At 71.6% G+C, this 19,497-nt stretch carries 18 protein-coding genes; 7 read left to right on the top strand and 11 right to left on the bottom strand.

From position 1 onward, the window contains the following. Positions 1-266: 266 nt before the first annotated feature. Positions 267-908: a class I SAM-dependent methyltransferase gene (locus C8E97_RS02500; RefSeq protein ID WP_246018629.1), complete on the bottom strand. Its 642-nt coding sequence runs from the start codon at positions 906-908 to the stop codon at positions 267-269. 11 nt (positions 909-919) lie between these two features. Beyond that, on the bottom strand, positions 920-2,119 hold the full coding sequence (locus C8E97_RS02495) for a cysteine desulfurase-like protein (RefSeq protein WP_121001249.1): 1,200 nt from the start codon (positions 2,117-2,119) through the stop codon (positions 920-922). Between the two features lie 490 nt (positions 2,120-2,609). Between C8E97_RS02495 and C8E97_RS02490 the strand changes: the two genes are divergently transcribed. From C8E97_RS02490 to glfT1, 5 genes are all read left to right on the top strand, one after another. Further along, complete coding sequence (locus tag C8E97_RS02490; RefSeq protein ID WP_121001247.1) at positions 2,610-3,140, top strand: bacterial proteasome activator family protein; 531 nt, start codon at positions 2,610-2,612, stop codon at positions 3,138-3,140. Positions 3,141-3,237: 97 nt separating this feature from the next. Further along, positions 3,238-4,113, top strand: coding sequence for a class I SAM-dependent methyltransferase (locus tag C8E97_RS02485; protein ID WP_121001245.1), 876 nt, complete (start codon positions 3,238-3,240; stop codon positions 4,111-4,113). A 48-nt stretch (positions 4,114-4,161) separates the two neighbouring features. Then, positions 4,162-5,073 carry a galactan export ABC transporter permease subunit Wzm/RfbD gene (gene wzm, locus C8E97_RS02480; RefSeq protein WP_121001243.1) on the top strand — a complete coding sequence of 304 codons (912 nt, stop codon included), beginning with the start codon at positions 4,162-4,164 and terminating at the stop codon, positions 5,071-5,073. Positions 5,074-5,088: 15 nt separating this feature from the next. Beyond that, positions 5,089-5,904 carry a galactan export ABC transporter ATP-binding subunit Wzt/RfbE gene (gene wzt, locus C8E97_RS02475; RefSeq protein ID WP_121001241.1) on the top strand — a complete coding sequence of 272 codons (816 nt, stop codon included), beginning with the start codon at positions 5,089-5,091 and terminating at the stop codon, positions 5,902-5,904. Positions 5,905-5,907: 3 nt separating this feature from the next. Beyond that, on the top strand, positions 5,908-6,804 hold the full coding sequence (gene glfT1, locus C8E97_RS02470; protein WP_121001239.1) for a galactofuranosyltransferase GlfT1: 897 nt from the start codon (positions 5,908-5,910) through the stop codon (positions 6,802-6,804). Between the two features lie 50 nt (positions 6,805-6,854). Here the strand turns inward: glfT1 and C8E97_RS02465 are convergent, their stop codons facing one another. From C8E97_RS02465 to C8E97_RS02455, 3 genes are all read right to left on the bottom strand, one after another. Then, entirely contained in the window at positions 6,855-8,744 is a 1,890-nt protein-coding gene (locus C8E97_RS02465) for a glycosyltransferase (protein ID WP_121001236.1), read from the bottom strand. 154 nt (positions 8,745-8,898) lie between these two features. Then, positions 8,899-10,083, bottom strand: a complete 1,185-nt coding sequence (gene glf, locus C8E97_RS02460; RefSeq protein WP_121001234.1) for a UDP-galactopyranose mutase — start codon at positions 10,081-10,083, stop codon at positions 8,899-8,901. A gap of 76 nt (positions 10,084-10,159) precedes the next feature. Further along, the gene (locus C8E97_RS02455; protein WP_121001232.1) at positions 10,160-10,363 is read right to left on the bottom strand and encodes a hypothetical protein; all 204 of its coding nucleotides are present in this window, start codon (positions 10,361-10,363) and stop codon (positions 10,160-10,162) included. A 130-nt stretch (positions 10,364-10,493) separates the two neighbouring features. On the opposite strand from C8E97_RS02455, the gene C8E97_RS02450 reads away from it, so the two are divergent. Both C8E97_RS02450 and C8E97_RS02445 read left to right on the top strand, forming a co-directional pair. After that, positions 10,494-11,375 (top strand): helix-turn-helix domain-containing protein, encoded by an 882-nt coding sequence (locus C8E97_RS02450; RefSeq protein WP_121001230.1) that lies wholly within the window; start codon positions 10,494-10,496, stop codon positions 11,373-11,375. Positions 11,376-11,387: 12 nt separating this feature from the next. Continuing rightward, on the top strand, positions 11,388-11,582 hold the full coding sequence (locus C8E97_RS02445; RefSeq protein WP_121001228.1) for a DUF397 domain-containing protein: 195 nt from the start codon (positions 11,388-11,390) through the stop codon (positions 11,580-11,582). Here C8E97_RS02445 and C8E97_RS02440 read toward each other — a convergent pair. The 6 genes from C8E97_RS02440 to C8E97_RS02415 form a co-directional block, all read right to left on the bottom strand. After that, on the bottom strand, positions 11,570-11,962 hold the full coding sequence (locus tag C8E97_RS02440) for a DUF2304 domain-containing protein (protein ID WP_121001226.1): 393 nt from the start codon (positions 11,960-11,962) through the stop codon (positions 11,570-11,572). The genes C8E97_RS02445 and C8E97_RS02440 overlap by 13 nt on opposite strands. Positions 11,963-11,975: 13 nt before the next feature. Continuing rightward, positions 11,976-12,677, bottom strand: coding sequence for a glycosyltransferase family 2 protein (locus tag C8E97_RS02435; protein ID WP_121001224.1), 702 nt, complete (start codon positions 12,675-12,677; stop codon positions 11,976-11,978). A gap of 48 nt (positions 12,678-12,725) precedes the next feature. Next, the gene (locus C8E97_RS02430; RefSeq protein ID WP_121001222.1) at positions 12,726-13,991 is read right to left on the bottom strand and encodes a lipopolysaccharide biosynthesis protein; all 1,266 of its coding nucleotides are present in this window, start codon (positions 13,989-13,991) and stop codon (positions 12,726-12,728) included. 49 nt (positions 13,992-14,040) lie between these two features. After that, positions 14,041-15,048, bottom strand: a complete 1,008-nt coding sequence (locus tag C8E97_RS02425; protein WP_121001220.1) for a glycosyltransferase family 2 protein — start codon at positions 15,046-15,048, stop codon at positions 14,041-14,043. 47 nt (positions 15,049-15,095) lie between these two features. Further along, the gene (locus C8E97_RS02420) at positions 15,096-17,345 is read right to left on the bottom strand and encodes a DUF6541 family protein (RefSeq protein ID WP_121001218.1); all 2,250 of its coding nucleotides are present in this window, start codon (positions 17,343-17,345) and stop codon (positions 15,096-15,098) included. A 221-nt stretch (positions 17,346-17,566) separates the two neighbouring features. Next, positions 17,567-19,495 carry a DUF6541 family protein gene (locus tag C8E97_RS02415; RefSeq protein WP_121001216.1) on the bottom strand — a complete coding sequence of 643 codons (1,929 nt, stop codon included), beginning with the start codon at positions 19,493-19,495 and terminating at the stop codon, positions 17,567-17,569. Positions 19,496-19,497: the final 2 nt, after the last annotated feature.

Here is a 19,497-nt window from a genome sequence, read left to right as displayed (position 1 = left end):
CTCGGCCTGACCTGTTGCGGCCTGACCTGACCTGACCTGATCTGATCTGGTGTGGCCGTGGAGTGGTTCGGCCCGCGCGTGGCACTTGAGCGTACAGCATACGCGTACGTCTTGTTAGCGTACGGCGTACTTATACAGGGTGGACTCGGTCTTGCTTGGTGCGGCCTGGCCGGATCTCGCCCGCCTCGCCCGTCCCCGCCTCGCCTCGCGCCGGCCCGCGTCGCCTCGCCGCACCGCCTCGCCTCGCGCCGGCCGGCCGGGTCGGGTCAATCCAGTGCCATCGCGCTGGCCAGGAACGTGCGCGGCGTGGTGCGGAACCGCAACGCGAACTCCTCGGCCCACCGCACCAGCACGGTCTGCTCGCCGGGCCGCTCGGCGTCGTCGACCAGCACCGCCGCGCCCGGCGCGAGCACCCCGCGCAACACGGGCAGCGCCGGGTACCGCGCGTCACCCAACAGGGGCCCGTCGACCAGCAGCAGGTCGACCAGCCCGTACCGCTCGACGTAAGCCGACACCTCGTCGTGCACCAACTGCGGGTGGTACCACTGCGAGTTGCCCAGCGCCGCTGGGTGCGGGGCCAAGGGCGCGTGGACGACCCGCGCCACGTGCCCCAACCCCTCCCGGCGCAGCTGGCTGGCCACGAACGCCGCCGTGCGCTCGTCGTGCTCGATGGACAGCACGTGCCCGAACCCCCGATGCGCCAGCAGGCGGGCCAGCAGCACCGAGGACGCGCCGCAACCGCACTCCACGATGACGGTCCGCGACCCGAGCAGCACCTCGTCCACGACGGCCGCCAGCGCCGCCGGGCGCAGCTCGTGCGCCGTGGTGGGCAGGTACTCGGACATCAGGGGGCTGAGGCGGTGCAGTGCGGCGAGGTCGGCCAGTTCACGGGACAGAGCGTCGTCCACCACACCTCCGGCTACCCCAGCTCGGCGACCGCCCGCACGAGTTCGTCCACTTCGACCGCGTTCGTGTAGTGCGCGAGGCCGACCCGGATCGCTCCGCCGACCTCACCCACGCCCAGCACGGAGAACACGCCGTGCTGCCCCGAGTCGGCGAAGGCGCAGACACCCCGTTCGGACAGGTGCTCGACGCCGTCGGTCGACTTCACGCCGGCCACCGTGAACGCCAGCGCGGGCACCCGCCGCATGGCGTCGCCGATCACCATGACGTGACGGAGCGATCGCAGTTCGTTGATGAGATTAGCCAGAAGTCCGGCTTGGTAAGCCTTCACGGACCCGAGCGACGTCAGCAGGCGCTCGCGGCGCGGGCCGACGGCGGCGTCGTCCAGGCCCGCCAGGTACTCCACCGACGCGACCAGTCCGGCCAGCAGCGGGTAGGCGTGGGGGCCCAGTTCGAGGCGTTCGGGACCGCGCGCGCCCGGCTCGACGGCGACCGACGGGAGCAGGTCCAGGCGGGACGGGTCGCGGAAGACCAGCGCGCCCACCGGGGGTCCGCCCCAGGCGTTCGCCGAGACGGCGACCACGTCGGCGTCCATCGCGGTGATGTCCAGCGGCATGAACGGCGCCGCCGCCGAGGCGTCCACGACGACCAGGGCGTCGGTGCGGCGGGCCGCCTGGGCGATCTTGGCGAGGTCCGGGCGGGAGCCGACCGAGCCGGACGCGGCGGTGACCGCCACCAGCTTGCACTTGTCGGTGACCAGCTCGTCGTACTGCCAGGCGGGCAGCTCGCACGTCTCGATGTCGACCTCGGCCCAGCGGACCACGCTGCCCGTGCGCTGGGCGGCGCGCTGCCAGGGCGCGATGTTCGACGAGTGGTCGAGCCGGGACACGACGACCTCGTCACCGAGGAACCAGCTCTCGGACAGGGCGTCGGCGAGCCGTTGCAGCAACACCGCGCTGCTCGGGCCGAGCACGACCCCGGCCGGGTCGGCCCCGACGAGGTCCGCGACCGCGCGCCGGGCCGCGTCGACGATGGCCTCGGCGCGTTGCGAGGCGGGGAAGATGCCACCTGGTCCGGAGACCGGTGCGCGCAGCGCGGTGGAGACGGCCGTGGCCACCTGTTCGGGGACCTGCATCCCCGCCGGCGCGTCCAGATGAACCCAGCCGTCGCCGAGCGCGGGGAACAGCCCACGGACCCGGGCGACGTCGAACGCCATGCCGCACACCGTACGGAGGACGCCGGGACGGGCGACAGCAGGGGCCGGGGGTAGCGACCGAAGCGTGACCCGGCGCACGGCCGGGACGACGGCGGAGCGGTGGCGTAGCGGTGGCGTAGCGGTGGCGTAGCGGTGACGACGGTCCGGCGCGGGTGGCGGTTCGAGGCGGGTGGCCGTCCGGCGCGGGTGGGCGACCGGCGCGGAGGGGGCAGCGCCGGAGGTGGTCCGTGTCGGGGAGGTCCGTGAAGGTCCGTGCCGCGGAGGTCTGTCCCCGAAGGCCCGCGCCGACCACGCCACGCGAAGACCCCGTGCTGAGCAGCCCCCGATTGCCCATCATTCCAGGTGGGTACGACAGAAAGTGACGTGCACGGGACCGGGATTCGGGCGAATGGGCCATTCGGCCCAGATTCACCCAGATCCACACTGACGGACCGTGCACGAGGTCCGACCCGGTTCGCGGGCGGCCACCCGATCGCGACAGGATGGTGGTATGAGCGAGGCAGCGGAGAACGAGCGGCACGTCGTCGTGGTCGGCCCGGACGGCACACCCGTCGGCGCCGCGCGCGTGCCGGTCGGCGACGACGGGAACGGTCAGGACGTCACCGACCTGGTCGAGCAGCCGGCCAAGGTGATGCGCATCGGCACGATGATCAAGCAGTTGCTGGAGGAGGTCCGGGCCGCGCCCCTGGACGAGGCCAGCCGCAACCGGCTCAAGGAGATCCACAAGCGGTCCATCGACGAGCTGGAGGACGGGCTCGCGCCGGAGCTGCGGGACGAGCTGGAGCGGCTCTCGCTGCCGTTCACCGAGGAGGGCACGCCGTCCGATGCGGAACTCCGCATCGCCCAGGCGCAGCTCGTCGGCTGGCTGGAGGGCCTGTTCCACGGCATCCAGACCGCCCTGTTCGCCCAGCAGATGGCCGCCCGCGTGCAACTGGAGAAGATGCGCGGTCGCGCGCTGCCGGCGGGCACCTCCGGCGAGCAGGCCGAGCACCCCTCGCTGCGCGGCGGGCAGTACCTGTAGAAACGCGGCGATCGGATAACGGCCCCTGGACACGCGGTGCGCCGTTGCCCGAGCGTGTTTCGCGTCTTCAGCGTGCAAAGGCGAGAGGAGAGCACACGTGCTCGACCGGGTGCGTCACAGCCGTTTGGTCGAACAAGCCCGCGGGAGCCTGAGAGGGAAGGTGATGCGGGCGATCGAGGACGTCGTCGCCCCCCACCACCGCGCCCAGGCCGAGCAGCTCGACCGGCTCCGGGGCGAGCTGGCCGAGCTGCGGGAGGAGGTGCGCCACCGGTCCGAGCGGGTCGCCGAGGACATCCGGCGGTTCGAGATCCGCGCCCGCCGCGACCTCGTGTTCGCCGGCGAGCGCGACGCGGCGACCGACAGCGCCCGGTTCGTGCGCGACGCCATGACCTCGGCGCCGCACTTCGACCACCCGCACGCCACCCTGGAGCACGCGCTCACGCTGGTCGAGCAGGACGGCCTGGCGCTGGAGTTCGGCGTCTACGCGGGCACCACGCTGAAGATCATCGCCGCCGCCCGCGAGGGCCGGGACGTCTACGGGTTCGACTCCTTCGAGGGCCTGCCCGAGCACTGGCGCAGCGGGTTCCCGGCCGGGATGTTCACCGTCGACAGCCTGCCCGACGTGCCCGGCGCGGAGCTGGTCGTCGGCTGGTTCGACGAGACGCTGCCCGGCTTCCTCGCCGAGCACCCCGGTCGGGTGACGTTCCTGCACGTCGACTGCGACCTGTACTCCTCCACGAAGACGGTGCTCGACCTGGTCGGCCCCCGGCTCGTGCCGGGCAGCGTGATCGTGTTCGACGAGTACTTCAACTTTCCGGGTTGGCGTGAGCACGAGCACAGGGCCTGGACGGAGTACGTCGAGCGCACCGGCACCGAGTTCCGTTACGAGGGCTACACGTACGACCACGAACAGGTGATCGTGAAGATCACCGGCGTGTCGGAAACCCCATCCGCCGAGGTAATCGCACCGTGACAGCCCGGCGACAGGTGGGACTACCTGTCGCCGGTAGTCTCAATACTCGTGCAACACACGAGTGCGGTCGATCGACCAGCCGTTCCCCTGGCACCCGACTCGCGCACATTCGCCCGTGCGTTCGGCGACGTGCGCGACGCGTGGCGGCAACGCGAGCTGTGGGGCCACCTCGGCTGGCAGGACATCAAGCAGCGCTACCGCCGGTCGGTGATCGGTCCGCTGTGGATCACCATCTCGATGGGCACCACGGCGCTCGCGCTCGGCCTGCTGTACTCGCAGCTGCTCGGCCAGGAGCTGGGCACCTACCTCCCGTACATCACCGTCGGGTTCATCGTCTGGAACTTCATCCTCGGCGTCATCACCGAGGGCACCGAGGTCTTCATCGTCAACGAGGGGCTGATCAAGCACCTGCCCTCGCCGGTGACCGTCCACGTGCTGCGGATGGTGTGGCGGCAGGTGCTGTTCTTCGCGCACAACCTCGTCGTCTACCTGATCGTCCTCGCGGTGTTCTTCCCGACGCTGTCCGAGCCGTACAAGATGGAGGGCGACATCACCGCGCAGCCCGGCCTCTCGTGGGCCGTGCTGCTCGCCGTGCCGGGCTTCGTGCTGGTCGTGGCGAACGCCGTGTGGGTGGCCCTGCTGTTCGGCATCGTCAGCACCCGGTTCCGGGACATCCCGCCGGTCATCCACAGCTTCATCCAGCTGGTGTTCTTCATGACGCCGATCGTGTGGCCCGTGGGCCTGTTGAACAAGTTCACCCACGGTGAGGGCAGCTGGAAGGTCCTGATCGCCGAGTTCAACCCCATCTACCACTTCCTGGAGATCGTGCGCGCGCCGCTGATCGGCCACGCGCAGAGCTGGCACCACTGGGCGGTGGCGGGCGCGTTCACCGTCGTCGGGTGGGGGCTGGCGCTGGTCGCGCTGCGCAACTACCGTGCCCGCGTCTCCTACTGGGTCTGAGTGAGGCCGCAACCTATGGTCAGCATCGACGTCTGGAACGCCTCGGTCGACTTCCCGATCTTCGACGCCAAGTCGAGGTCGCTGAAGAAGCTCGCGCTGGGCAAGGTCGGCGGCAAGATCGGCGCGGAGGGCCGCGTCCCGATCATCGAAGCGCTGCACGACATCACCATCTCCCTGCGGCACGGCGACCGCGTGGGCCTGGTCGGCCACAACGGCGCGGGCAAGTCGACGCTGCTGCGGCTGCTCGCGGGCATCTACGAGCCCACCAGGGGCAGCTCCCGCATCCAGGGCAAGGTGGCGCCGGTCTTCGACCTCGGCGTCGGCATGGACCCGGAGATCTCCGGGTACGAGAACATCATGATCCGCGGCCTGTTCCTCGGCATGAGCCGCAAGGAGATGGAGAAGCGGGTCGACGACATCGCCGAATTCACCGAGTTGGGTGACTACCTGTCGATGCCGCTGCGCACCTACTCCACCGGTATGCGGGTGCGCCTCGCGCTCGGCGTGGTGACCTCGATCGACCCGGAGATCCTGCTGCTCGACGAGGGCATCGGCGCGGTCGACGCGGCGTTCCTGGAGAAGGCCCGCGACCGGCTCAACGACCTGGTGGCCCGCTCCGGCATCCTGGTGTTCGCCAACCACTCGGACGACATGCTGGTCGAGCTGTGCAACACGGCGATCTGGATGGACGAGGGCCAGGTCAAGCAGCACGGCTCGCTGCGCGAGGTGGTCAAGGCGTACAAGGGCCGCGACCCGTACGAGCACCTCAGCCCGGACACCCTGGCCCGGATCGGCCAGTCGCCGGTGCTGAGCGGGAACGGTGGCGAGTAGACCGTGAACCCGTTGCCGAAGGGGTCCGTGGTGGGGGTCGTGGTGACCCGCCACCGGCGCGAGTTGCTGGCGCAGTCGCTGAAGGTGCTCGCCTCGCAGACCAGGGCGCTGGACCACCTGGTGGTCGTGGACAACGGCCCGGACCAGCCCGTGGACGACCTCGTCGAGCAGTGCCCGGTACCCACGACCTACCTGGCGTCGCACCGCAACCTGGGTGGCGCGGGCGGCTTCGCGCTGGGGATGCTGCACGCCCTGTCGCTGGGCGCGGACTGGCTGTGGTTGGCCGACGACGACGGGCGGCCGGCCGACGAGACGGTGCTGGCGGTGCTGCTGGCCGAGGCGGAGCGGCGGAAGCTGGCCGCGATCTCGCCCGTCGTGTCGAACATCGAGCACCCGGACAAGCTGGCGTTCCCGCTGCGCCGGGGCCTGACCTGGAAGCGCCGCACGTCCGACCTGGGCGTGGACTTCCTGCCGGGCATCGCGTCGCTGTTCAACGGTGCGCTGTTCCGGGCGTCCACGGTGGACGTCATCGGCGTGCCGGACTACCGGCTGTTCTTCCGGGGCGACGAGGTGGAGATCCACCGCCGCCTGGTGCGGACCGGGCTGCCGTTCGGCACGTCGCTGAAGGTGGCCTACCTGCACCCGGACGGTTCGGACGAGTTCAAGCCGATGCTCGGCGGCCGGTTCCACGCGCAGGACCCGGAGAACCCGGTGAAGCGGTACTACACCTACCGCAACCGCGGCTACCTGCTGTCCCAGCCGGGGATGCGCAAGCTGGGGCTGCTGGAACTCTTCCGGTTCGGCCTGTACTTCATCGGCGTGCGCAAGGACCCGAAGGCGTTCGTGGAGTGGCTCAAACTGGTCCGCCAGGGCCGGCGCGAGAGATTCTTCAGAGCCTGATCGAGTGTGGCGCGTTGACCTGCCGCAGGCAGGTCAACGCGCCACAGCCACTAGTTCTCGAAGACCTTGCGCCACGCCTCGACCGACGTGAGTTCGGGCAGCGCGTCGCGGTAGACCTGCTTCAGCCGCGGCCACTCCTGGCCCAGCCGGCGGTAGTTGCGCACCGCCCGCGCCATGAGCTGCTTGAACTCCTTCGGGTCGCGCTTGCGGAACGCCACCCCGCTGCCGTCGGCGTTCGACACCGTCGCGCTGTCCAGGTTGCCCAGCAGGAACCACCGGGCGTTCGTCGCGGGCACGTTGATCTGCGGGCGCTCCGCGGTGGCCGCGTCCGGCGCGCGCAGGTTGTGCACCAGCGCCTTCGCCGCCTCGGCCGCGATCGTCGCCGGGTTCGTCGGCGGCCTCAGCATCGACTCCGCGCGCACCATGTCGAACGTCGGCGGCGGGAACTCGCGGGCCGACGGCAGCACCTGCGCGTCCGAGTACGTCTTGCGCAGCGCCTGGATCTCCGGCAGCGCCGTCCGCAGCGACTCGAACAGCTTGGCCGGGCCGGCGAGGAAGTCCTCGATGGCCTTCTGCTGCACGGCCACCGTCGAGTACTCCATCGACAGCAGGTGCCGCAGCGACAGCTTCAGGCCCTGCTTGAGCAGCGTCGACCGGATGTCGTACGGGCTGTGCAGGGCCGCCAGCACCAGCCGGTTGCGGGTGTGGAAGTACGCCTGCCAGTCGGTGGCGTCGTTCTTGTCCGTCCACGGCATGTGCCACACGGCCGAGCCGGGCAGCGACACCGTCGGGTAGCCGTTCTCCAGGGCGCGCAGCGAGTACTCCGCGTCGTCCCACTTGATGAACAGCGGCAGCGGGTAGCCGGTGCGCTGCACGACCTCGCGCGGGAACAGGCACATCCACCAGCCGTTGTAGGTGGAGTTGATGCGCAGGTGCAGCTTGGGGCTCTCGCGCAGCGACTCCTCGCCGAAGTCGTGGTCGGTGACCGCGCCCGGCGCCGGCCGCCAGTAGCCCGAGGCCAGGTCGACGACCTCGCCCATGCTGTGCAGGCGGGCGCGGGCCTGGAGGTTCAACATGTGGCTGCCGACGACGACCGGCTGCGCCGCCGCCCGCGCGAACGCGTTCGAGCGCAGCACCGCGTCCGGCTCCAGCCGGATGTCGTCGTCCATCAGCATGATCTGGTCGACGTCGGTGTGCTCGATGGCCTCGTAGAGGCCGCGCGTGAAGCCGCCGGAGCCCCCGAGGTTGTCCTGCTCGATCACCTCCAGCTTGTCGCCGAGCAGCCTGACGGCCTCGGCGTAGCCCTCGGTGTCCCGGACCTTCACCGCGCCCTGGTCGGCGACGAACACCTTCTGCACGACGTCCAGCACGACCGGGTCCTCGCCCAGCGCGCGCAGCGCGATGACCGCGTCCACCGGCCGCATGGTGGTCATGCCGATGGCGACCTTCTGCGGGGGCAGCGCCTGGTCGGCCGTCCAGGCGGCCTCGCCGATCTCCAGCGTGTGGTCGTCGGTGAACACGTCGAACCAGATCCAGCCGCCGTCCTCGAACGGCTTCAGGCTGACCCGGTGCTCGACGTGGGTCCAGCCGTCGCGCGAGCGGACCGGGCCGCCGTCGAGGTGGATCGGGTCGCCGTTCGGCTTGGACCGGTAGACGTCGATCCGGCCCTCGCCGCGGACCCGCAGGCGCAGCACGACCTCGTCGACGACCGTCCACCGCTTCCAGTAGCTGGCCGGGAACGCGTTGAAGTAGGAGGCGAACGACACCTTCGCCGACGCCGGGACGGTCACCGAACGACGGGACGACACGTGCGAGTGCACGTTGTCCGGCTCGTCCAGGTACAGCGGACGGACGTCCAGCGGGTCCTCGTCGCGGGGCAGGATCACCCGCTGGAGCACCTTGGTCGGGTCGATGCCGCCACTGGAGCTGTGCTCGGTCACGTGCTTTCCTCCGGCGAACCAGCGGAGCGGTTCGAGGTTCTGGTGTCGGCCGCCACCGCGTGGGCGCTACCCCGGATGGCTCTGCCTGGCTATCGAGTGGTACCAGCGACCATACCGCGTCGCCCGCCGCGGGCGACGCGGTGCCGGCCGGGCGTCAGTCCAGGCTGCCGTCCATCGGCGTGCCGTCGGTGAGGTGCGGGGCGATCCTGTTGTCGAACGCGGTGAGCGCCGAGCCGATCGCCATGTGCATGTCGAGGTACTTGTACGTGCCCAGGCGCCCGCCGAACAGCACGTTGCGCTCCGCGGCCTCCTGCTTGGCCAGCTCGCGGTAGCGCTCCAGCTTGGCTCGGTCCTCGGCCGTGTTGATCGGGTAGTACGGCTCGTCGTCCTTCTCCGCGGCGCGGGAGAACTCGCGGACGATGACCGTCTTGTCGGTCGGGTAGTCGCGCTCCGGGTGGAAGTGCCGGAACTCGTGGATGCGGGTGAACGGCACGTCCGCGTCGTTGTAGTTCATCACCGAGGTGCCCTGGAAGTCGCCGGTCGGCAGGACTTCCTGCTCGAAGTCCAGCGTGCGCCAGCCCAGCCAGCCCTCGGAGTAGTCGAAGTACCGGTCGACCGGCCCGGTGTAGACGATCGGCGTGCCCGCCGGGATGTCCTCCCTGACGTCGAAGAAGTCGGTGTTCAGCCGGACCTCGATGTTCGGGTGGTCGGCCATCTTCTCCAGCCACGCGGTGTAGCCGTCCTTGGGCAGGCCCTCGTACGTGTCGTTGAAGTACCGGTTGTCGAACGTGTAGCGGACCGGGAGCCGGCTGATGACGGCCGCCGGCAGCTCCTTCGGGTCGGTCTGCCACTGCTTGGCGGTGTAGTCCCGCACGAACGCCTCGTAGAGGGGGCGGCCGATCAGCGAGATCGCCTTCTCCTCCAGGTTCTTGGCGTCCTTGGTGTCGAACTCGGCGGCGTGCTCGGCCACCCAGGCGCGGGCCTCGTCGGGGCTGAGGTAGCGGCCCACGAACTGCGTGATCAGGCCCAGGCCCATCGGGAACTGGTACGCGGTCCCGCCGTGCATCGCGAACACGCGGTGCTGGTAGCCGGTGAACTCGGTGAACTGGTTGACGTAGTCCCAGACCCGCTTGTTCGAGGTGTGGAACAGGTGCGCGCCGTAGCGGTGCACCTCGATCCCGGTCTCCGGTTCCGCCTCGGAGTAGGCGTTGCCGCCGATGTGCTCACGGCGTTCCAGGACCAGCACGCGCTTGTCCAACTGGCTGGCGGCACGCTCGGCGACGGTCAGGCCGTAGAAGCCGGAACCGACCACGATCAGGTCATATCCTGCGAAGCTCACGGCGGTTGAGCCTACGGCAGTGACCCGCCGTGACGCCTGCCACCCCGTCGGGGCACTGCCGGTGTCAACTTCCTGATCAGGGCCGGTGCGCCGCGTTCCCGGCGAGTTCCGCGAGCGCCGCGTCGAACACGTCCCGGCAGTGCCGCACGAGGGCCGCGGGCATGTCCAGCTCGACCTCCAGCGGGCCGAGGATGGTGAACCGCGCGGTGTCCTCGCCCGGTTCCAGCCGATAGGTGACCCGATGGGCGTCCACGAGGTCGAGCCACGTGGAACCGTGCACGGGCGAATGATCGGAATACATGAGCATCACCGTATCTACGTGCGTAAGGATTGACATTTACCCAGACGAGTGACGTTACGGACGTGAAAAACTCGCTAATCTCAGGAGATCGATTGGAGGGGTGCGGCACATGACCGTCCGGCGGGTCCACACCGAGCACGTGCAGGTCGCCGCGACCCTGCGCCGGATGCGCGAACACGCGAAGGTGACGCGCGAGGAAGCGGCCACGCTGCTCGGCTGCACGGTTTCGAAGATCGGCGACCTGGAAACCGGCCGGTCACGACCCAAACCCGTCGAGCTGGAACGGCTGCTCGACCACTTCGGCGTCGTGGGCGACGAAAGGGCCGAATTGTTGCGGTTCGCGCGAACCGCCCGCGGCCGGCGAGCGCCCAGTCCCTACACCGCGGCCACCGTACCGAACAACCACCGCCGGATCGTGGACCTGGAAGCGCAGGCCGTGTCGTCGCTCTGCTACAGCGGCGAACTCGTGCCGGGCATCCTCCAGGTGCCCGGCTACGCGAAGGCGTTGCTGGACTGGTCCTGGAGCGGTCGACCGGACGAGGTGGCGAAACTGCTCGACCTGAGGATGGAGCGGGGCAAGCTGCTGACCCGCACGCACCGACCTCCGCTGCGCTACTGGTGCATCCTCGGCGAGGGCGCGCTCCGGACGATCATCGGCGACCGGAACACCACCCGGCGGCAGGTCGAGCACTTGATCGAGCTGAACACGCGCAGCGACAACGTGATCATCCAGGTGATGCCGTTCGACGGCGGCCCGCACGCGTTCCGGGGCATGATCGCGACCCTGCACCGCTTCCCACCGCCCGCGCCGGACATCCTCCTCACCGACAGCTACGGCCGGGAGACCATCCAGGACAGACCGTCCGTGGTCGAGCAGGCCACCCACCACCTCGACCTGATGAGGGGGATGGCGCTCAGCCGGGAGGCCAGCACGCGGATCATGCGGGAAACCCTGGATCAACTGGCGGAGTCGAGCAGCGGGAGCCGGTGAAATACTGAACGTATGCCTCTCCAGTCCAACGCGTGGTTCCTGCCACGCCGCACGACGAACGGCGGCACCTGCGTCGAGACCAAGTTCACCGACGACGCGGTGCACGTGCGCAACAACCTGAGGCCCGACGCCGGCACGGCCGTGTTCACCCACGAGGAGTGGGCCGTGTTCGTCGCCGGCGTCAAGGACGGCGACTACGACCTCTGAAGCCGGTCCTCCGCCGCGGTCAGCCGGGAGTCCAGCTCGCGCTTCGCGTCCTCCAGCTCGCACCGCAGCAGGGCGATCTCCTCGACGGTCGTGCGCACCTCCTCCTCCAGGTGCCCGACCTCGCTGCTCAGTTGCAGCACCACGAACAGCAGGACGACCGCCGCGACCGCGAACAGGAAGTTCGCCGCCAGCTCCACGCCGGTCAGGCTCGCCAGCCACGACGGCAGGCCGGGCACGGCGCCCATCACGACCACGCCGACGCCGACCAGCAGCCACATCGCCGCGTACTTCTCGCGCAGCTTGCGCCGCCGCATCATCTCCACGACGACGATCAGCACCATCACGGCGAGCACGATGATCAACAACCGCCACTCAGGCATGGTGGCCGACCTCCTAGGCGGCTTCGGTCAAGCCCTTGGCGGGCTTGCGGCGCATCAGGGCCAACATCAACGCCAGGGACGCCCGCAGCAGGTACACGGCGGACTTGACGGGTGAGGTGCTCGGCGTGCCGGTCATCCGCACCCGCATGGCCACCGGCACCTGGCGGACCTTCAGGCCCGCCCGGACGGCCATCACCAGCGACTCCAGCGTGTCACCGAGGTACTCCGCCGGGTAGTGCTGCGCGAACAGGGCGACCGCGCGCGGGCCGGACGCCTTGAAGCCGGACGTCACGTCCGTCAGCTTCGTGCCGGACAGCCAGGACAGCACCACGGAGAACACCTTCATCGCCCACCGCCGCGGGCCGCGGGCCTTGTACTCGCCCTTGCCCGCGAACCGCGCGCCGATCACCAGGTCGGCGTGCGCCAGCTCGCGCAGCAGGTCGGGCACCTCGGCCGGGTTGTGCTGGCCGTCGGCGTCGACCTGGATCACGACCTGGTAGCCGTGGCGCACGGCGTAGCGGAAGCCGGTGCGCATGGCGCCGCCGACACCGAGGTTGACGGCGAGCCGCGCCACCTGCGCGCCGCTCGCCCGCGCCCGCTCGGCGGTGCGGTCGGTGGAACCGTCGTCGACGACGAGGACGCCGACCTCCGGCAGCTCCGCCAGCACCTCGGCGACGATCTTGTCGATGTTGTGTTCTTCGTTCAGCGCCGGCATAACGACCAGCACTCGACGCAGGTCGACCGAGTCAGACACGGGCGCAGCCTAACGAGTCGGTTCGGCGGGACTGCCGGCGCGTTCCCTAAGGACGAGCCAGGCGCCCAGGACGAGGCCGGCGGTGGGCGCGACGACCAGCCCGAGGACCGCCCGCAGGACGATGTCGCCGGGCGAGAGCCACAGCACCAGCACGCTCGACGCGGCCACCAGCGCCCACAGCAGCAGCACCGCGTCGACCTGCTTGCGGGCCACCAGCACGGCCGCCAGCAGCATCACCGCGCCCAGCAGGACCGACGACCACACCAGGCCCGCCACGGCCCACGACTCGACCACGTAGCTCTCGCCGAAGACGAACCGCACCGCCCACGGTCCCAGCAGCGCGCCGAACGCGGTGCCGAGCGCGGCCACGCCCACCGCGACGCCCGCTCCCTTGGCCAGCAGCGCCCGCAGCCTGCGCCGCCCGTCCGCGTCGGCGGACAGCCGCACGACCGCCGGCACCGCCATCGCCTGCACGGGCGACAGCAGCAGCAGCGGCAGCCGCGCCACGGTGAGCGCGAAGAACAGCGCGGACAGCGAGTCGCCGTCCGACGGGTCCTTGAACAGCTTCATGATCGCCGGGTAGCCGGTGAGCACGCTGGCGTTGAGGCCCGCGCTGAGCACCAGGAAGAACATCCGCCGCACGACCGCGCCCCACGGCTCGCGGTCGGTCCTCGGGTCCAGCAGCGGACGGCCGCGCCAGGCGAACGCCAGCCACGCGAACGACCCGGCGGCCACCGCGATGGTCAGCGGCACCAGCCCGGTGAGGCCGACCAGGACGAACCCGCCCAGCAGCACGGCCCGCAGCAGCGCCTCGGCCACCACCAGCGCGCTGTAGGGGTTGACCCGGTGGTGCCCGATCAGCAGCCCGCGCAGCCCGAACTGGAACGCGAACCCGAGCCCGCCCGCCGCGGCCACCGCCGCGATCGTCCCGTCCGACCCGAACAGCCGGGAGGCGACCGGCGGCAGCAGCACGGCCAACCCGAGCAGCACGACGCCGATCGCGCAGACGGCGACCACCTGCACCGCGCCGAACCCGGTCCGGCGGCCCGCCACGTCGGCCAGCGCGGCCTGCCGGGACACCTCCTGCTCGATGGGCGCCATCGCCGCGCCCGCGCCGAACACCAGGCCCCAGAACGTCAGGAAGACCTCCGCGTCGGCGGGCGACAGCACGCGCCCGGCGACGATCAGCAACGGGTACCCGAGGGCCGCGCCGAGGAGCGTCGCGAGGCCGACGGCGCCCAGCGACCGCCCCGCCGCGGGCGCCGCGCCGCTCACCGGTGGACCACTCCCCCGGACGCGGACACCCGTCCGGGCACCCGCCCGCTCACCTGCCCAGCCGCTTGCGCAGCGCCAGCGCCAGCCCGCGCGCCGCGCCCGCGCCGAAGCACGCGGCGAACAGCGTCAGCAGCTTGGCGACGGCCAGCGACTGGGCCTTCGAGCCGCCGCACCTGCGCACCACCGCGCCCGCCGCCGCGGAACCGGCGGCGGCCAGCACCACGGCCGCCTTCGGCTTGCGCAGCAGCAGGACCAGCCCCGCGAGGCCGACGCCGCCCGCGGCGAACGCCGCGTTGCGCACCGGGCCGGGCGAGTCGAGGTAGCCGTCGACGAACGTGCTGCCCCGGAAGTAGGCGTGCTTGACGAACTTCGGCAGCGAGTCGCGGCTGATGTACCGCGCGGCGAAGTCCGGCGCGAGGAAGATCGGGCCCTGCTCGGACACCCAGCGCAGCATCCGGGTGTCGTCGCTGGCCAGCCGCACGTCGTCGTAGAGCGAGGTGAACGAGGTGGCGGCCTCCTCCAGCAGCTTGCGCGGCGCGACGAACAGCGTCGTGCCCTTGGGGAAGGCGTCGAACTCCTCGGCGGTGAACGACGTCAGGCGCGGGTTCGCCACGTACCGCCGCCACCCGACGGCGACCAGGCCCTGCATGAACGCGCCGTACGGGTTGCCCGTGTCGTCGCTGTTGATGTGCCCGTTCCACACCGTGCGCTCGGGGTGCTCCAGCAACTGGTCGCGCAGGAACACCAGCGAGCCCGGCTCCAGGAGCACGCGGCTGTCCAGCAGCATCACCAGTTCGCCGGACGCCCTGGTGATGCCCGCGAACCGGGCGGCGAACCGGCCGCCGTTCGGCTGGGTCACCACCGTGACGCCGGGCAGCTCCGCGAGCCGTTCCGGTGTGTCGTCGGTGCTGCCGTCGTCCACGACGACGATCTCCGCGTCCCACTCGGCGTTCGCCAGCGCGGTGCGCAGCGCGCCGACCGAGCGGCCGATCCAGTCGGGTTCGTTGAACACCGGGATGACAACGCTGAGGCTGGGGACATCGCTCCGGCTCGTCACGCCTCACAGTATCCAGCGGACGGGTGACGGCCGACGCCCAGGGGCGGTCAGGGCGACTCCGCCGCGCCGAGGTCCAGCCCGTACACCGACACCGTGCCGGACCGGAAGGCGAGTTCCAGGCCGGGCAGCCCGTCGAGGTCGCGCAGGCCGGCGGCGGTCGAGAACAGGAAGCCGCCGACCCAGTCCTCCGGTGACGAGCCCGCGCCGATCGTCGGCGCGCGGGTGTCGACGTACACCCAGCGGACGTTCAGGTCGCGCAGCGCGGCCCGCACCCCGGCGTCGGAGGGGAAGCGGTTGAAGCTCTTGAGCAGGCGGTAGGTGTGCGGCGACTTCGCGTTGCCGAGCGAGCTGGTGTTGACGATCGGCAGGCCCGCGCGCACGTACAGGAACGTGGAGCCGTCGTTGGCGGAGTTCAGCACCCGCTCGCCGGGGCGCACGCGGTCCGCCAGCCAGTCGATCGCCTTCTCGTCGTCGCCGTCGACCCGCACGAAGTCCGGCGTCGCGTACCGGGTGGCCAGGTAGCGGCTCTCCACCCGCGCGTAGCCCGACGCGGGCCACACCAGGTACGCCACGCCGGCGGCGGCGGCCAGCGCCACCGCGGCCCAGCGCACCCCCGGCCGCACCGCCCGCGCGAGGCGGGCCGACCACAGCGCCACGCCGGACGCCGCCAGGACCACGCCCAGCCCGGCCAGCACCGGCGCGAACAGCGACAGGTGCGACCAGACCCGCAGGTGGGCGTGGTAGAAGAAGCCGGTGACCAGGGCGTCCGCGCCGCGCGCCGGACTGCTCAGGAACGCGACCTCGACCAGGAGCCAGCCCGCCCACGCGGTCAGGGTGCCCAGGGCGCGCCGGGTCACCAGCACCGCCACGACGCCCAGCAGCGCCAGGGCCGCGGCCCAGACCTGCGCCTGGCCCTCGTAGTCCTTGACGTACCCGCTGTAGGCCAGCGCCACCGCGTTGCCCAGCGCCGGGCCGAACGGGGCAGGCCCGACGTCCGCGCCCGCGCTCGACGCGCCGCCCGCCACGCCGAACACCTGCGCCAGCACCGGCGCGCCCGCCACCAGGGCCACCGCGCCCACCAGCGCCAACCGGGGCAGCGCGGCGGCGATGCGGCGCGGGCCGCCCCTGGTCAGCGCGTCGCCGACCCACCAGCCGAGCAGGCTGACGCCGACCGACGCGAGCGCGCTCGGGTGCACGGCCAGCGCGCCGACGGCCCCGATGCCCGCGCCGACCGCCGGCGCCCAGCCGCGCCGCAGCGTCAGCAGGGCGGCGAGCACCCCCGGCGTCAGCACGAGCGTGGTCGCGTTCGGGAGGATGCCGCCCTCGTGGAGCAGCGAGAACACCGGCCGGTAGAGCCCGACGGCGACCACGGCGGCGATGCCCGCCGCGAGCGCGGCGGCGGACGGGGCGAGGCGGGCGCGGCGGGCGGCGACGTGCGTCAGGACCGCGACGGAGGTGGCCCAGCCGAAGCCGAGCAGGACCACCGTCACGGCGTTCATGCCGACCACGGTGTCACCGACGAGGGTCGCGACCGGCGCCATCAGCAGGTGCAGGCCGGCGGGGTAGAACGCGACGCCCGAGTCGGTCAGGACGTCGGTCGGCATCAGCTGCCAGGGCGCGCCGTGCCCGGTGCGCTGGATGTACGCCGTGACCAGGTGGTGGGTGATCATGTCGTGCTCCTGGCCCACCGTGGCCAGCGTGCCGAGGCCGGCCCACCAGGTCCAGCCGCTCACCACGACCGCGCCGAGCACCAGCAGCAGGCCGAGGACCCGCCCGGCACGCCACGGCGCGGGCGACCGACCACCCCGCCACGGGACGCGCACCCGCCGGTCGGCCGCGCCGGGAGCGGTGTGTCGGGCCGCGTGGCCGGGGTCCCGCTCGACGCGCCGTTCCGCCGACGCCCCATGCGACACCGCCGACGTCTCACTCGACACCGCCGATGCCTCGCGCGACACCGATACATCGTCCGACGGTTCTGTCGGTCCCTCCTGGGACAATGGAACCGGGGGCCGGAGGCCACGCCCCCGCGTCGGCAGCCGACGCCGCCACCCGGTTAATCGGGCCACCCCGACGGCCAGCAGCACGGCGGTCACGACGCCCAGCGGCAGCGGTCCGTACCGGACGCCGGGCACGGCGCACACCACGGCGGTCAGGGTCGCCACGCCGACCGAGGCGGCCGGCGACAGCCCGACCAGCCACGCGGGACGGCGGACGCCCAGGGCGAGCAGCAGCGCGGTTCCGGGCAGCACGACGGCGAGCAGCGCGACCAGGAGCGCGACGAGGTCGCGGGCGATCACCCGACGACCCGCGGGTGGAGGTGGTGGGTCATCGGGTCCTCGGTGGCGTCGGGGTCATCGGCGGAAGCGATGCTCGCGCCGATGACCACCGGCCACAAGGGGCCAGGTGTCGCCGCCGTCAGGACCGCTCAAGACCCGTCCGGGACCGCGTCGCGAACCCGGCCGGACCCGACGGACCCCCGCTCACGACCTCCGCTCACGACACCGGGAACCGGACCCGCTCACGACCCCGAGAGCTGGACCGAACCCTCCGGCAGGACCTCGTACACCACGGCGTCGGAATTCTGGAACACCTTCCGCAGGTGCTTCACGGAGTCCAGGTCCCGCATGCCCGGCGGGCGCTCGCCCTTGCGCTGCACCATGCCCTCGCCGACGATCGCGTACCGGATGTTGATCCGGTCCACCAACCGGCGCACCGCGGGGTCGGTGTCCAGGCGGTTGAAGTTCTCCTCCAGCCACCAGGCGTCGCTCTGCTCGGGCGGACCGTAGTAGCTCCAGTTCAGCGGCGTGACACCGGCCAGCGGGTACATCCACACCGCCCCGTCGCGGACGTCGTTCGCCACGACCTCGCCGGGCCGGACGTGCTCACCGAGCCACCGGTACGCCTCGACCTCCGCCTTGCTCACCACCGGGCTGTCCGCCATGTGCCACGCCAGCCGCTGCGTGTTCGGCCGCAGGTAGCCCCCGCTGCCCGCGGCCAGCACCGCGACGACCACCAGCGCGGTCGCCACCGGCACCGCGACCGGCGTCCAGGGCCGGTCCGCGAACCGCTTGGCCAACGCCGTCGCGCCCGCGCCGACGGTCTCCGCGAACACGCCCACGCCGATCGCCCCGACCAGCGGGAACAGGGCCGCGATCCGCCAGGCGTCGTTGTAGAACGGCCCGGTCAGCACGCCCAGGAACGGCAGCTTGTGCGACACCGCCGAGATGAACATGGCCGAGAACACCGCGTAGGCGCCGACCGCCCACACCAGCCGGCGGCGCCACAGCAGGATCAGCGCGCCCAGCAGCGCGGGCACCCCGAGCCAGTAGAACGGCGGGGGGTCGCTGGAGGAGAACATCGCGGCCTGCTCGAACGCCCCGAACGCCGTGCCCAGCACCGGCCACTCCGCGCCCGTGATGCCGCCGACGTTGACCAGCGCGGGCAGCACGACCGGCACCGCGAACAGGGCGCCCAGCACCGCCGTGAGCGCGATCGGCCGCCACGACCGCCGCCAGTCCGTCTTCTCCAGCCGGACCAGCAGCGCCACCGCCAGCAGCCCGCCGTAGATGGCGACCACGAACGCCAGGCTGGTGTGCAGCCCGACCAGGCCGGCCAGGGACAGCGCGACGGCGACCGGCGCGCCGATGCCGCGCTCGCCGTCCAGCAGCCTGCGCAGCAGCGCGAGCGTCGCGGGCACCAGGGCCACCGCCGTCACGAACGGCCACAGCGGGCCGCGCCACAGCAGGTCGTACGGGAACGTGCCGAACCACGTCGACACCAGCGCCGCCACGGCCACGGCGACCGGCGGCAACCGCCACGCCAGCCCGAACGCCGCGATGCCGAGCGGCCACATGAGCAGCACCATCATCGCGCCGTAGTTGAGCAGCACGGCCATGTCCAGCGAGCCCGTGTCGAACAGGGTCGCCAGCAGCGAGTGGTACGTGTTCGGGTAGAAGTAGCCGGCCTTGCCTGGCGTGTTCGCCAGCACCGCCAGGTCGGCGGGCGACAGGTTGCCGTGCTCGGCGATCCAGCGGACCGCGCTGCCGTGGTACGGCGCGTCCCAGTCCTGGCTGACCGTCGTCACGGTCTTCACGCCGCGCAGGTACGTGAACAGCGCCCACGCCATGCCCAGCGCCACGCCGACGCCGACCACGAGGTGGTCCCGGCGGCTCGGGCGGGCCTCGTCGACCTGCTCCACCGGAGCGGGCGCGCGGCGGTTGACCAGCCACGACGCCAGCGCCGCCAGGGCGACCAGGAACGCCGCCCAGAGCAGGGCGGTGAGGATGTCCCACGTGACGCCGACGCGCGGCAGCACCACGACGGCGAGCGACACCATGCCGAACGTCAGCGCGGGCGCGATGGCGGCGAGGGTCCAGCCCCTGAGCCGCAACGCGAGTCCCAGCGCGAGACCGGGCACCCAGTAGGCCAGGACGACCAGGGCGATCATCT

The sequence above is a fragment of the Saccharothrix australiensis genome (genome assembly GCF_003634935.1).
Classification (GTDB): Bacteria; Actinomycetota; Actinomycetes; order Mycobacteriales; family Pseudonocardiaceae; genus Actinosynnema; species Actinosynnema australiense.
This window is presented reverse-complemented; position numbering and strand designations above follow the sequence as displayed.